The organism is Umezawaea sp. Da 62-37, assembly GCF_032460545.1.
Lineage (GTDB): Bacteria > Actinomycetota > Actinomycetes > Mycobacteriales > Pseudonocardiaceae > Umezawaea.
Genome location: NZ_CP135965.1, coordinates 2,494,768 through 2,507,420, shown reverse-complemented (window position 1 = coordinate 2,507,420; position 12,653 = coordinate 2,494,768). Strand labels below are relative to the sequence as shown.

At 70.1% G+C, this 12,653-nt stretch carries 14 protein-coding genes; 12 read left to right on the top strand and 2 right to left on the bottom strand.

What is annotated here, in order from left to right:
- From egtC to RM788_RS10780, 11 genes are all read left to right on the top strand, one after another.
- The gene (gene egtC / locus RM788_RS10830) at positions 1–771 is read left to right on the top strand and encodes an ergothioneine biosynthesis protein EgtC (RefSeq protein ID WP_315931475.1); all 771 of its coding nucleotides are present in this window, start codon (positions 1–3) and stop codon (positions 769–771) included.
- On the top strand, positions 768–1,742 hold the full coding sequence (egtD, locus tag RM788_RS10825; protein WP_315931474.1) for an L-histidine N(alpha)-methyltransferase: 975 nt from the start codon (positions 768–770) through the stop codon (positions 1,740–1,742). Before egtC ends, egtD begins: the two co-directional genes overlap by 4 nt.
- Before the next feature lie 162 nt (positions 1,743–1,904).
- Entirely contained in the window at positions 1,905–3,506 is a 1,602-nt protein-coding gene (locus tag RM788_RS10820; RefSeq protein WP_315931473.1) for an alpha/beta hydrolase, read from the top strand.
- Between the two features lie 80 nt (positions 3,507–3,586).
- Positions 3,587–4,246, top strand: a complete 660-nt coding sequence (locus tag RM788_RS10815; protein WP_315931472.1) for a DUF1345 domain-containing protein — start codon at positions 3,587–3,589, stop codon at positions 4,244–4,246.
- Between the two features lie 94 nt (positions 4,247–4,340).
- Positions 4,341–5,543 carry an MFS transporter gene (locus RM788_RS10810; RefSeq protein WP_315931471.1) on the top strand — a complete coding sequence of 401 codons (1,203 nt, stop codon included), beginning with the start codon at positions 4,341–4,343 and terminating at the stop codon, positions 5,541–5,543.
- A gap of 12 nt (positions 5,544–5,555) precedes the next feature.
- A complete protein-coding gene (locus RM788_RS10805) occupies positions 5,556–5,909 on the top strand; it encodes a YybH family protein (RefSeq protein ID WP_315931470.1) in 354 nt (117 codons plus the stop codon).
- A 193-nt stretch (positions 5,910–6,102) separates the two neighbouring features.
- Entirely contained in the window at positions 6,103–6,759 is a 657-nt protein-coding gene (locus RM788_RS10800; protein ID WP_315931469.1) for a hypothetical protein, read from the top strand.
- A gap of 19 nt (positions 6,760–6,778) precedes the next feature.
- Positions 6,779–7,611, top strand: a protein-coding gene (locus tag RM788_RS10795; protein WP_315931468.1) for an IS5 family transposase whose coding sequence is annotated in 2 segments (ribosomal slippage) — positions 6,779–7,127 and positions 7,127–7,611 — 834 coding nt in all. Because the reading frame shifts where the segments join, the coding sequence is not laid out codon by codon here.
- A gap of 3 nt (positions 7,612–7,614) precedes the next feature.
- Complete coding sequence (locus tag RM788_RS10790; RefSeq protein ID WP_315931467.1) at positions 7,615–8,331, top strand: McrB family protein; 717 nt, start codon at positions 7,615–7,617, stop codon at positions 8,329–8,331.
- Positions 8,328–9,491 (top strand): McrC family protein, encoded by a 1,164-nt coding sequence (locus RM788_RS10785; protein ID WP_315931466.1) that lies wholly within the window; start codon positions 8,328–8,330, stop codon positions 9,489–9,491. The genes RM788_RS10790 and RM788_RS10785 overlap by 4 nt, the downstream gene beginning before the upstream one ends.
- Positions 9,492–9,637: 146 nt before the next feature.
- On the top strand, positions 9,638–10,189 hold the full coding sequence (locus tag RM788_RS10780; protein WP_315931465.1) for a hypothetical protein: 552 nt from the start codon (positions 9,638–9,640) through the stop codon (positions 10,187–10,189).
- Here the strand turns inward: RM788_RS10780 and RM788_RS10775 are convergent.
- Positions 10,186–10,902 carry a sulfite exporter TauE/SafE family protein gene (locus RM788_RS10775; protein ID WP_315931464.1) on the bottom strand — a complete coding sequence of 239 codons (717 nt, stop codon included), beginning with the start codon at positions 10,900–10,902 and terminating at the stop codon, positions 10,186–10,188. The genes RM788_RS10780 and RM788_RS10775 overlap by 4 nt on opposite strands.
- 63 nt (positions 10,903–10,965) lie before the next feature.
- Here RM788_RS10775 and RM788_RS10770 point away from each other — a divergent pair, with 63 nt between their 5' ends.
- The gene (locus tag RM788_RS10770) at positions 10,966–11,805 is read left to right on the top strand and encodes a CPBP family intramembrane glutamic endopeptidase (RefSeq protein WP_315931463.1); all 840 of its coding nucleotides are present in this window, start codon (positions 10,966–10,968) and stop codon (positions 11,803–11,805) included.
- On the opposite strand, the gene RM788_RS10765 is transcribed toward RM788_RS10770, so the two are convergent.
- Positions 11,754–12,650, bottom strand: coding sequence for a phosphotransferase family protein (locus tag RM788_RS10765; RefSeq protein WP_315931462.1), 897 nt, complete (start codon positions 12,648–12,650; stop codon positions 11,754–11,756). The genes RM788_RS10770 and RM788_RS10765 overlap by 52 nt on opposite strands.
- Positions 12,651–12,653: the final 3 nt, after the last annotated feature.

Here is a 12,653-nt window from a genome sequence, read left to right as displayed (position 1 = left end):
ATGTGCCGCCACCTGGGGTACCTGGGCACCGCCGTGCCCGTCGCGGAACTGCTCTACGACCCGCCGCACTCGTTGGTGCGCCAGTCCTACGCGCCCGCGGACATGCGCGGCGGCGGAACCGTCAACGTCGACGGCTTCGGCGTCGGCTGGTACGCGCCGGACGGATCGGCCGTGCGCTACCGGCGGGCGGGCCCGATCTGGGCGGACGAGAACCTCGAGTCCGTCACGCGGGCCTCGCCGTCCGGCGCCGTGCTGGCCGCCGTCCGGTCGGGCACGGTCGGCATGCCGATCGTGGAGACGGCCTGCGCGCCGTTCACCGACGGGACGTGGCTGTTCAGCCACAACGGCCGGATCGCGGACTGGCCCGGATCGGTCGCCGACCTCGCCGGGTCGTTGCCGGTGACCGACCTGCTGACGTTGGACGCCCCGACCGACGCCGCACTGCTGTGGGCGCTGGTCCGCACCCGGCTCGCGGCCGGGCGGCACCCGACCGCCGTGCTGGCGGACGTCGTGTCCGAAGTGGCCGCGGCCGCACCCGGCTCGCGGCTGAACCTCTTGCTCACCAACGGAACCGTGCTCGTCGGCACGACGTGGACGCACTCGCTGTGGGTCCGCTCCACCCCCGACTCGGTCGCGCTCGCGTCCGAGCCGTGGGACACCGACGAGCGCTGGCGGGAGATCCCCGGCGGTTCCGTCGTCACGGTGGCCGCACACCCGTCCACCGTGGACATCCGGCCGATCGGCCCACGAGGCAGAACAGGAAACCCATGACAGAGCCAGTGGTGGACGTGCACCTGACCCCCGAGGACGCGGCCCGCGCGCTGCGCGCGGAAGCCAGGGCCGGGCTGACCGCGAAACCCAAGTGGGTTTCGCCGAAGTGGTTCTACGACGCCGTCGGCAGCGAGCTGTTCGAGGACATCACGCGCCTGCCGGAGTACTACCCGACCAGGGCCGAGCGGGAGATCCTCGTCGCGCGGTCGGCCGAGATCGCCGCGACGACCGGCGCGCACACGCTGGTGGAGCTGGGTTCCGGCTCGTCGGAGAAGACCCGGCTGCTGCTGGACGCGCTGCGCGACCACGGCACGCTCGAGGAGTTCGTGCCGCTCGACGTGTCCACGACGGCGTTGACCGAGGCGGCGAACGCGATCATCGCCGACTACCCCGGCCTCGGCGTGCACGGCGTCGTCGGCGACTTCACCGAACACCTCGCCGGGCTGCCCGGATCCGCGCCCCGCGTGGTCGCGTTCCTCGGCGGCACGATCGGCAACCTGATCCCGGAGGAGCGGCGCAAGTTCCTCTCGTCGGTCCGCGACGTGCTCGGCGCGGGGGAGTGGCTGCTGCTCGGCACGGACCTGGTCAAGGACCCCGACGTGCTGGTGCGGGCCTACGACGACGGGCAGGGCGTGACGGCGGAGTTCAACCGCAACGTGCTGCGGGTGATCAACCGCGAGTTGGGCGGTGACTTCGACGTGGAGGCGTTCGAGCACGTCGCGCTGTGGAACGCCGAGCAGGAGTGGATCGAGATGCGGCTGCGCGCCACCCGTCCGGTGCGCGTCCGACTGGCTGAACTGGAACTCGACGTGGAGTTCGCGCAGGGCGAGGAACTGCGCACCGAGGTGTCCGCGAAGTTCCGGCCCGACGGTGTGCGGACCGAACTGGAGGAAGCCGGGTTCGAGCTGCACCGGTGGTGGACGGACAGCCAGGGGAGGTTCGCCCTCTCGCTCGCCCGAGCGGGGGGCTGATCGGCGGAACGGTCGCTGTGCGTGGTCGGGCAGGGCCACCACAGCGACCAAGTCCATCCGATCTGCGGGTGTTCCGACCCGCGAACGAGTGGGAGTCTCCGGCGGTTGCGTCGTTGGGCACGTGAGGGGCGACGCACGCGGAGACCAAGGAGATCAGCACCCGTGGCACTACCGAACGCACGCAGAACGCTAGCCGGCGCACTGGCCCTGGGGGTCGTCTGGTCCGGGCTGGCACTCGGCGGATCCGCCGCCTCGGCGCAACCGGCACCCGTCAGCACCGCCAAGCCCGCCGCGTGGGCGCCCTGCGCCGCCGACGTGCTCGCCGAGATCCCGGCCGCCCAGCGCGACAAGGTCAGCTGCGCCGCCTACCCGGTGCCGCTCGACCACGGCAAGCCGCGCGGCGCCACCATCGGCGTCCAGATGATGAAGCGCCCGGCCGACGACCAGGCGAACAAGATCGGCTCGCTGTTCATCAACCCCGGCGGCCCCGGCGGCGCCGGGCTCATCTACTCCGCCTACGGCAGCTCGTTCTTCCAGCCGGAGATCATGAAGCGGTTCGACCTCATCGGGTTCGACCCGCGCGGCGTCGGCCGCAGCGCGCCGCTGAAGTGCTTCACCACCATGGAGGAGGCCGACGAGGTCTTCGGCCGCATGTCGAGCGTCCCGGTCACCCGGACCCAGATCCGCGACACCATGGACGCCACGCTCGACTACACGAAGTCGTGCGGCAAGGTGGCCGGTCCGCTGATCGACCACATGTCCACCGAGGACGTGGCGCGCGACCTCGACCTGATGCGCCAGGGCGTCGGCGACAAGCAGCTGAACTACGTCGGGTTCTCCTACGGCACGCTGCTCGGCGCGACCTACGCCAACATCTTCCCGAGCAAGTTCCGCGCGATCGTGATCGACGGCAACGTCGACCCGAACCTGCGCACCCACAACGGCGCCCAGTACGACCGCGAACGCGCGCAGGGCTTCGAGATCGCGCTCGACGCGTTCCTCGAGCGCTGCGACGCCGTGGGCGCCAAGTGCGCGTTCAGCGACGGCGACCCGCGCGCCAAGTTCGACGCGCTGCGCGACCACCTGCGCACGCAGGCCGTGACGCTGCCCGACGGCACGTCCGCGACTTACGAGGGCGTGATCGGACGGGTCTCGTCGAACCTGTACTCGCCGAGCTCGTTCACCGCGCTCGCCGCGTACCTGCAGACGATCCACGACGCGATCAACGGTGTCGCCCCGCTGTCGGCGGCGTCGGTGTCGGACGTGCCGCTGCCGGCCAACAACCAGGGCCGCGCCGACGTGCGCGTCCTCGCGGACACCCCGTACGAGTTCGACGACTCCTACTACGCCGTCAACTGCGCGGACAAGCCGTTCGTCCGCGTCCCGGAGCTGTTCCCGCTGGTCGCGAAGGCGTGGGAGCGCGAGTCGCCCACGTTCGGCCGCTACCAGGCCGCGTCCGACCTGCTCACCTGCGCGAGCTGGCCGGTACCGCACCCGGACCGCTGGTCGGGCCCGTGGAACCGCAAGACGCCCAACCCGGTCGTCGTGGTCGGCAACTACTACGACCCCGCGACGCAGTACAGGTTCGCCCAGCGGATGGCCAAGCAGCTCGGCAACGCGCGCCTGATCAGCGTGGACGCCTTCGGCCACTGCATCCTGGGCGACAGCGCGGGGGTGGACACCCTCGTGACCGACTACCTGGTGAACCTCAAGGCCCCGGCCAACGGCCAGGTGTTCGCCCCGAACGTCCAGCCGTTCGCGTGACCCGTCGGGCGCCCCTCCCGTTCGGGAGGGGCGCTCCGGCTCACGCCGCCGGTCCGCCGCCGAGCGGGTATACCTGCGGCATGGCTGACCTTCCCCGTTCCGGGCTCGGCGGTGGCCCCGGCGCGCCCGCTCGCACGCACCTGCTGGTCGCGGTCGTGGTCGGGGTGGTGGCGGGGGTGGCCGTGTCCCTCCTGGGCGCGCACTGGGCGTTCGCGGTGCTGATCGGGTGGATGGCGGGCGGGATCGTCTACCTGGTGTGGAAGTGGGCGACGATCTGGCCGATGGACGCGCCCACGACGGCCCGGCACGCGGTGCGCGAGGACGCCGGGCGGGCGGTGATGGACGTGCTGGTGCTGGTGTCGGCGGTGGCCAGCCTGGGGGCGGTCGTGCTGCTGCTGACCGCGCAGGGGCAGAGCCCGGAACTCCAGGCGGCGCTGAGCGTGGGGAGCGTGGCGGTGTCGTGGGCGGCGGTGCACACGACGTTCGCGACCCGGTACGCCCGGCTCTACTACGCGGGGCCGGACGGCGGGATCGACTTCAACTCGGAGGAGCCGCCCGCGTACACCGACTTCGCCTACCTGGCGTTCACGCTCGGGATGACGTTCCAGGTGTCCGACACGGCCATCCGGGACCGGGTGATCCGGGCCACGGCGCTGCGGCACGGGCTGCTGTCGTTCCTGTTCGGCACGGTGGTGATCGCGACCATGATCAACCTGCTGGCGAGCCTCGGTCGTTCCTGAAGCGCTCCAGTTGTGAGCAGCGGCACGGCTGAACTGGGAAAACGGGCCGGTAGAATCGGTTCAGCCGTCAACCAGTCGTCGTCAGGAGCCACGCGTGACCACGACCGCGGAACCCACTACCGTCCGGCGCTCCACCGCGCCCGCGCTCGCAGCCCTCGCACTCGGCGGCTTCGGCATCGGCACCACCGAGTTCGCCACGATGGGCCTGCTGCCGCAGATCGCGACCACGTTCGACATCTCCATCCCCACCGCGGGCCACTCGATCAGCCTGTACGCGCTCGGCGTCGTCGTCGGCGCGCCGCTCATCGCCGGGCTGGCCGCGAAGCTGCCGCGCAAGGGCCTGCTGATCGCGTTGATGCTGGCCGTCGCCCTCGGCAACGGCCTGTCCGTCATCGCCCCGAACGCCACCCTGCTGATGATCTCCCGGTTCGTCGCCGGCCTGCCGCACGGCGCGTTCTTCGGCATCGCCGCCGTCGTCGCCTCCGGCATCGTCACCCCCGAACGCCGCGGCACGGCCGTCGCCCGCGTGATGGTCGGCCTGACCGTCGCGAACCTCATCGGCGTCCCCTTCGCCACCGCCGCCGGTCAGCAGATCGGCTGGCGCAGCGCGTACGCCGCGGTGGCCGTCGTCTCCGTCGTCACGGCGCTGGCGCTGGCCAAGTGGGTGCCCCGCATCCCCGCCGCGCACGACGCCAGCGTCGGCGCCGAACTCCGCGCGTTCCGCCGCCCGCAGGTGTGGTTCGCCCTCGTCACGGGCATGATCGGCTTCGGCGGCATGTTCGCCGTCTACTCCTACATCTCGCCCACCACGACCGAGGTCACCGGCCTCGGCTCGGGCGCCGTCCCATGGATCCTGGCCGTCTTCGGGCTCGGCATGACCACCGGCGCGTGGCTCGGCGGCCGCTTCCTTGACCGCTCCGTGATGGGCACGGTCTTCGGCACCCTCATCGCCACCACGGTCGAGTTGGCCCTGTTCGGCCTGCTCGCGCCCATCCCCGTGGCGTCGTTCCTGCTGCTGTTCCTGATCGGCTTCACCACCACCGTGCTGGCCTCGGCGCTCCAGATGCGCCTCATGGACGCCTCCCCGGACGCCCCGTCCCTGGCCTCCTCGTCCAACCACTCCGCGCTGAACGTCGCCAACGGCGCGGGCGCGTGGCTCGGCGGCCTCGCCATCGCCGCCGGCTGGGGCTACCTGTCCACCGCCTGGGTGGGCGTCGCCCTCACCCTCGCGGGCCTCGCCGTCGCCGTGCTGTCGGTCGTCGTGGAACGCCGTGCGAAAACTGTCGTACCCGTTTGACATGCTCGGCACATGCCGAACGACCACCCACGTGCCACCACACCCGAAGACCTGGGCCGCTACTTCGTCGAACGGGCCAACGCCGGCGACATCGACGGCCTGATCGCCCTCTACGAACCCCGCGCCGTGCTGGCGCTGCCCGACGGCCGCCGCGCCACCGGCACCGACGAGATCCGCCAGATCTACACCATGCTCCTCGAAGACCGCCCCAAGTTCGCCGCCGGCGAGCAGCGCATCGCCCTGCACAACGGCAACCTGGCACTCACGTCGACCCGACGCGGCCCCACCGCCACCGCCGAGGTCGCCCGCCGCCAACCCGACGGCACCTGGCTGTGGCTGCTCGACGAACCCAACGTCCTGGGCTGACCGCCACGGGCACGGCGACCCCTGATCACCGTGCCCTGGCCGTGCCGGGGGTTCTCGTTCGGGTGATTTCCCCTTGGACCGAGGGTCCATCTGCGGCATCCGCTGGAGCATTCGGACCACCGGCCGATCGCCCTGCACAACAGCATTTCCGGTGGCGCTGCTGCTATCGAGTCCCTGCGGTAACCCTGTACCGGTGGTCATCGATGATCACGACATGCAGGCAACAGACGACGCGGGTGCCGTGCTGGACGCGGAGTTCGAGATCGAGCCGGACGGCGACACCCTCTCGTTGGTCCTGAGAAGCAGGGGTGGCAGGTCCAGCAGTAGTCCGAAGGGGCGCAACCCCCACTACAACCCGGCTTTGGAGCTCTTGCTCGGCAGGCTTCGCGATCTCCGTGCGGTACTGGTGGGTGGGTTTGTTGACTCCACCAGGACGAAGAACCTCTCTGAGGCGCAGCGCGCGATCATCGAGTCGCCAGTCGTACTGGCCGATGTACCCGACATCGAGCAGTTCCGCAGGGTGCTAGGCCGCGCTCAAGCGCGAATCGGCAAGACCGAGACAGGCAACAACACCAAGCAGATCCGGCTCAGGCTGCGCGTTCCTGGCTACACCGCGACCGACGCGGATCGGCTGGCGGCAGACCTGGCGCGACCTCCGCAGCGGCCTGCCGGTCCGGTCGAACTGCCTGCTGCCACGCAGGAGTTCGCGGACAGGCTGCACTTCGACCTGCCGTGGCTGCAGAAGATCGTCACGTTGATGCAGCACCGCAAGCAGATCGTCCTGTACGGGCCTCCCGGCACGGGGAAGACCTACTTAGACCGTATCTCGTTTGGGCGTGTTGCGAGGTAGGCGATATCGTTGATCAACGATGAACGATGTAGAGAAGTGGTGCCCAGAGCCGTTGTGGCAGCTGGCACAGCCGTTGCTGCCCGATGCGCCGCAACGCCACCAGTGCGGAGGTCGGCGGCGTCTGGACGATCGTATGGTGCTGGCGGCCATCCTGTACGTGCTGCGGACCGGATGTGCCTGGTCGGCGCTACCGGCGTCGTTCGGGGTCAGCACCCCGACCGCGCATCGCCGGTTCACCGAGTGGGTCGAGGCGGACGTGTTCGCCCGGCTGCACCAGGTGATGCTGGATCTGCTCGGCTCGGCCGGGGCGATCGACTGGTCGCGTGCGTCGGTGGACGGTATGCAGGTCAGGGCGGTCAAAGGGGGGATCTGACCGGCCCCAGCCCGGTCGACCGGGGCAAGCCCGGCAGCAAGATCCACGCCATGAGCGACCGCGGCGGTCTCCCGCTGGCCGTGGGTGTGTCCGCGGCCAACCGCAACGACCACCTGGAACTGGAGGCCGTCGTCGACGGTGTGGTCCCGGTCAAGGGGCCTGTCGGCAGGCCTCGTCACCGTCCGCGCAAGCTGCACGGAGACAAGGGCTATGACTACCTGTCCTGCCGCAAGGCGTTGCGGCGGCGGGGCATCATTGCCCGGATCGCCCGCCGGGGCATCGAGTCCTCCAAGAAGCTGGGCCGCCACCGCTACGTCATCGAACGGACCCTGGAGTGGGTTTCTCGGTTCCGACGGCTGGCGCGCCGCTACGAACGCAAGGCCGCCCACTTCCTGGCATTCGCCCAGCTGGCCTGCGCGGTGATCTGCTACCGCCGAGCCATCAAGCTGGACCTGCTTACTCACAACAACCCCAAATGAGATGTGGTCTTAGCGCGGGAACTGTCACGCCACATCGCTGATCCGGGCGCAGTCCGTCTGGTCCAGTTCCACCCCTCGTACGCGTACGAGGACTTCTTCGAGGGGTTCCGGCCGCGTTCCCGTGGCGAGACGGCCGCTTTCGAACTGGTACCGGGTCCGCTGCGCAGGCTCGCAGCGGATGCAGCAGCCGATTTGGAACGCCCGTACGTCCTCATCATCGACGAGATCAACCGGGCGAACCTCCCGAAGGTGTTCGGCGAGCTGTACTTCCTGCTGGAGTACCGCGACGAGGCGATCGACCTCCAGTACTCGTCCGGTGAGCGCTTCACCTTGCCCCCCAACGTCTTCGTCATCGGCACGATGAACACCGCCGACCGCTCGATCGCGCTGGTGGACGCAGCCATGCGACGCCGGTTCGCGTTCGTCGAACTCCACCCGGACCACCCTCCGGTGCAGGACCTGCTCACGCGGTGGTCCGAGGCGAACGGCAAAGGCCCCGAACGAGCGGAGCTGCTCGCCAAGCTCAACGACGAGATCGGCGAGGACAGGGAGTTCAAGATAGGTCCGTCGTACCTGATGAAACCGGACGCGGACCACAGCCTGGACCTCGTGTGGGAGCACTCGATCCTGCCGCTGCTCGAAGAGCACTACTACGAGCGCATGTCCCGCCAGAAGGTGCACGACACCTTCGGCCTCGACGCCGTCCGCGACCTCCTGTGATCGTCCTGCAGGAGAACGCCGGCACGGGCGCCACCACGGTGCTCACCTCCGCCCAGGCGACCTACCTGCGGGGGTGTGGACTGGTCGATGTCCGGCCTGCCGGTGATGCCTTCACGCTGATCCCCAGGTCCAAGCAGGTCGGCGCCGTCCACGCGTTCGGTCTCGACGTGGTGGTGACCCCGAAGGTCAGCATCCCGCGCCTGCTCTTCCTGCTCGGTTACGCACGCGACCCCGGCTTCCGCCCGGAGAACGTCGAAGGCGTGGAAGCGGACGGTCTGTGGGGCGTCGTCGCGGAAACCCTGTGCCGCAACGCCGAACGCGCCTTGGCCCGCGGCGTGCTGCTCGGCTACACGACCGAGCACGCGACGAGCACGGTGATCCGCGGGCGCATCCGGGTCGGCGACCAGATCACCAGGTGGCCAGGCCGCATGATGCCGATCGAGACGACGCACGACGAGTACACGGTGGACATCCCGGAGAACCGCCTGCTGCGGGGTGCCATCAGCCGGATGCTCACCGTTCCCCGCGTCGAAGCGAAGATCAGGACGCGCCTGCGCCACGTGCTGAACCGGCTCACCGGCATCTCGGTGCTGCCGTCCGGGGTTCCGCTGCCGCGGTGGCGGCCGCACCGCCTCAACGCGCCCTACCACCCGGCGCTGCGGATCGCCGAGCTCGTGCTGAGCACGGGCTCGTTCGAAGTGGGGCGGGACGGGCTGTCGATCGCCGCGTTCGTCGTCAACATGGAGAAGGTCTTCGAGGACTTCGTGACCACCGCGTTGACCGAGGCGTGGAGTTCCGATCCGGGGAGAACCGAACGGCAGTTCCCGGCCAAGCTCGACACCGGCGGCGTCATCTCGATGAACGTCGACGTGGTGCACCTGGTGGACGACGTCCCCAGGTTCGTGGTGGACGCGAAGTACAAGCGCGAGAGCACATCGGGCCGCTACCCCAACACGGACTTCTACCAGGTGGTCTCCTACTGCACCGCGCTCCAGGTCGACAAGGCCTGGCTCGTGTACGCGAGCGGCACCACCGGCATCACGCCGCGGCGGGTCCACAACTCGTCGATCACGATCACCGAGTACCCCTTGGACCTCGACGTGCCACCGCGGGACCTCGTCGCGCAGGTCGTGCAGTTGGCACGGTCCGCCTGGACGTGACCCGGCAGGCCTTCCCCGGTGCTTGAGCGGCCCTTCGGGTGAAGAAAGTGCGGCCACACGGGTGACGTGGCTGGTGCTGGCTAACACGGTGCGTTGGGACCGGCGATGACCGGGGCGGGGCCGTGGACGAGCTGAGGACGTGGGCGATGTTCAGGCGGAAGGCGAACAGGATCGCGGAGTTGGAGCTGGTGGTCGCCCGTGTGCAGAGGCGGCTGGACGAGGCCAACGAGCAGTTGGCGGGGATCGGCGGGTTCGAGTACGAGGAGGTTCGGCGGCGGGTCGAGGGGTTGCGGGTCGAGGCTGAGCGGATCCTGCGGGATCGGTTGGCGGTGAAGTTGCGGTTCGAGGCGGAACTGGCGCAGCGGAAGACCTCGCAGGTGCTCGCGTTGGCGCACGCGCGGGCGGCGGTGGAGGCGGAGTTGGGGGACGTGCGCCGTCAGATCGCGGAGGCGCGGCAGGAGTTGCGGCAGTTGGAGGAGGGGGACGAGGTGGCGCGGCCGGAGAGCCTGCGGACGTTCCCGCCGCCGCGTGATGGTGAGGCGGAGCAGCCCGGTCCGCCGTTGCCGCGTGATGGTGAAGCGGAGGCATCCGGTCCGTCGCGACCGCGGGAGGTCGGGCGTCAGCCCTTGCCGGACGTTGCGGAGCAGGCGCGGCGGACGGTCGCGTGGGAGGACCAGGAAGCGGCCGGAAGCCCTTAGCCGATGGCGCTGCGGACGATCAGCGTGACGGCGGTGATCGTGGACAGCACGAGCACCGGGACGCGGATGCCGTTGGTGTCGACGAACTTCCGCAACGGGCTGGACAGCAGGAAGCCGACGACCAGGAACGGGATGAGCAGCAGGCCGGTGAGGAGCTGGTGGGCGTGGACCTGGCCCGCGACGCTCAGGCCGATGACGGAGGTGACGGAGCCGAGCACGAAGTACGCGGCGAGCGTCGCGCGGACCCGGGCGCCCGGTGAGTTCTGGTAGAGCATGGCCACCGGAGGGCCGCCGACGGACATCGCGGTGCCGAACGAGCCGCTGGTGAGCCCCGCGATCATCAGCGACACCTTCGTCGGGCGCGGGTTCCAGGCCGTGATCGACAGCAGCACGCTGAGCAGCACCACGACCCCGATCAGGAGGCTGAACCTCTTCTGGTCCAACGAGTCCACGAGCAGGACACCGATCACGGTGCCGGGCAGCCGCCCGACCATCGCCCAGCCGACGCCGTGCCAGTCGACGTGCCGGTGCTCGCGCGCGAGGCTCATGACCGAGTGCGCCATCGCGGTGATCAGGATCGGCACCGGCAGCAGCGAGGGGTCGAGCAGCGCGAGGATCGGCACGGCGACCAGCGCCAACCCGAACCCCGCCAACCCCTGGACGAGCCCTCCGAGCGTCACCACCACACCCGCGATCAGCAGCCCGGTCCACATGATTAGCTACGCTAACAGTCAGAGGTGGCGAAGCCCGGCCCGTCGTGGTGTCTACTTGCGCACATGTGGCGCGACGCAAGCGGATCGGTTCGCACGGGGTGGAAGGTCGCGGGGTTCCTCGCGCTCAGCGCGGCGTCGGTGGTGGTCGCCGCGTTCCTGGCCGGGATGTTCGGCGGTGGCACGTGGCAGGTCGTGGCGCTCGCCGCGGTGCTGGTCCTGGGACTGACCCGGATCTTCGAAGGCAAGCGGCCCCGTGCGAGGGGGACGAGCCTGGCGTGGTTCGCGGTCGGCTCGGTGGTCGGCACGGCGCTCGTGTGCGGCCTGGCGTGGGGCCTGATGCTGCACGGCGTCCTGTACTGGGTGCCCAACAGGGCTTTCACCGGCCCGGTCGCGCTCACGGGCACCGCGTACTTCTTCTTCGCCGTGCTGGTCGAGGAACTGGTCTTCCGCGGCTACGCCCTGCGCCGCCTGGCGGACAGCCTCGGTCCGAAGGTCGCCGTGGGCCTGCTGGCGGTCGGGTTCGGCGGCTACCACCTGGTCAACCTCGGCACGTCCACGTCGGTCAAGTCCGGCGGCCTCGAACTCCTCTGGACCGCCGCCGGCCCCGCGATCGGCGCCGTCGTGTTCGGCGTCGCAGCCCTCCGCACCAAGGGCATCGCCCTGCCCGTCGGCCTGCACCTGGGCTGGAACTGGACGCAGTGGCAGTTCTTCTCGGTCCCCGGCGACGACACCCCGATGGGCCTGTGGAGCCCGATCCTCGTGCCCACGGCGAACCCGATCGCCTTCCAGGTCGGCTACGTGGTGGCGATGGCGGTCGCGCTCGCCGCGGTCCTGCTCGCCACCCGCCGCGACTACCGGCCGGAGAACAGCCAGTTCAGGGCGGTCAGCGACTTGTCGGCGTAGACGGCCTTCCCGGTGTCGAGCGCGTAGGCCAGGTCCTCCAGCACGGTGCACCGGCCGTAGAACACCGCGCGTTCGCGCAGCGAGTCGTTCCCGTAAGCGGCGAGCGCGGCGTCCAGCGCGGCCGGACCGAGGTCGCGGTACAGGAGTCCGAAGTCGTACGCCGGGTCGCACAGCGCCGCGTCCGTCCAGTCGATCACACCGGTGACCGTCCACGAGCGGGCGTCGACCAGGACGTGCTCGACGCCGAGATCGTTGTGGGAGAACACCTTTGCGGAACGGGTGAGGGGTGGCGCAGCGGAGAGGAAGGACTCGACCGGTCCTCTGTGGACAGGAGGGATCGTGTCCGGCGCGTACAGTTCCGCCGCCTCCGACAGCCACTGCGGGAGCGGGTCGTCGTCCACCCCGACCACGTCGGCCATCCGCTCCACCGGCACGGCGTGCAGCGCGGCCAGGTACCCGCCGAACACCGCGCCGAGGGGAACTGCGGGCGGCCCCGACAGCCCGAGCAGGGGTGAGCCGGGCAGCTTCCGGTACACCAGGCACCCGGACTCCGGGACCGAGAACACCGGCGTGGGCACGGGGAGCGGCGACACCTCCGCCACTTTCGCCAGCAGCCGCGCCTCCCGGTCGGTCTCCACGGGATCGGGCGCCTTCGCGAACCGCACGACCAGTTCGCCGTTGACCTCCCACGCCACGTTGTCCTGCCCCGCGCCGAGCAGCGCCACCCGATCCACCCGGTAGGACGGCGACCACGAGGCGAGCACTTCGACCACCCGCTCGTCCACGGGAAGACCCCGGAACACGGCGAAGGCCCGCCCGGTGCGAACCGGACGGGCCTTCGTCATGAA

What these genes read in the sequence shown, in the direction of transcription:
- RM788_RS10765 (WP_315931462.1), bottom strand. Translation starts at nt 12,650, where the DNA reads ATGACGAAGGCCCGTCCGGTTCGCACCGGGCGGGCCTTCGCCGTGTTC.
- RM788_RS10780 (WP_315931465.1), top strand. Translation starts at nt 9,638, where the DNA reads ATGTTCAGGCGGAAGGCGAACAGGATCGCGGAGTTGGAGCTGGTGGTC.
- RM788_RS10815 (WP_315931472.1), top strand. Translation starts at nt 3,587, where the DNA reads ATGGCTGACCTTCCCCGTTCCGGGCTCGGCGGTGGCCCCGGCGCGCCC.
- RM788_RS10805 (WP_315931470.1), top strand. Translation starts at nt 5,556, where the DNA reads ATGCCGAACGACCACCCACGTGCCACCACACCCGAAGACCTGGGCCGC.
- egtC (WP_315931475.1), top strand. Translation starts at nt 1, where the DNA reads ATGTGCCGCCACCTGGGGTACCTGGGCACCGCCGTGCCCGTCGCGGAA.
- RM788_RS10770 (WP_315931463.1), top strand. Translation starts at nt 10,966, where the DNA reads ATGTGGCGCGACGCAAGCGGATCGGTTCGCACGGGGTGGAAGGTCGCG.
- egtD (WP_315931474.1), top strand. Translation starts at nt 768, where the DNA reads ATGACAGAGCCAGTGGTGGACGTGCACCTGACCCCCGAGGACGCGGCC.
- RM788_RS10775 (WP_315931464.1), bottom strand. Translation starts at nt 10,902, where the DNA reads ATGTGGACCGGGCTGCTGATCGCGGGTGTGGTGGTGACGCTCGGAGGG.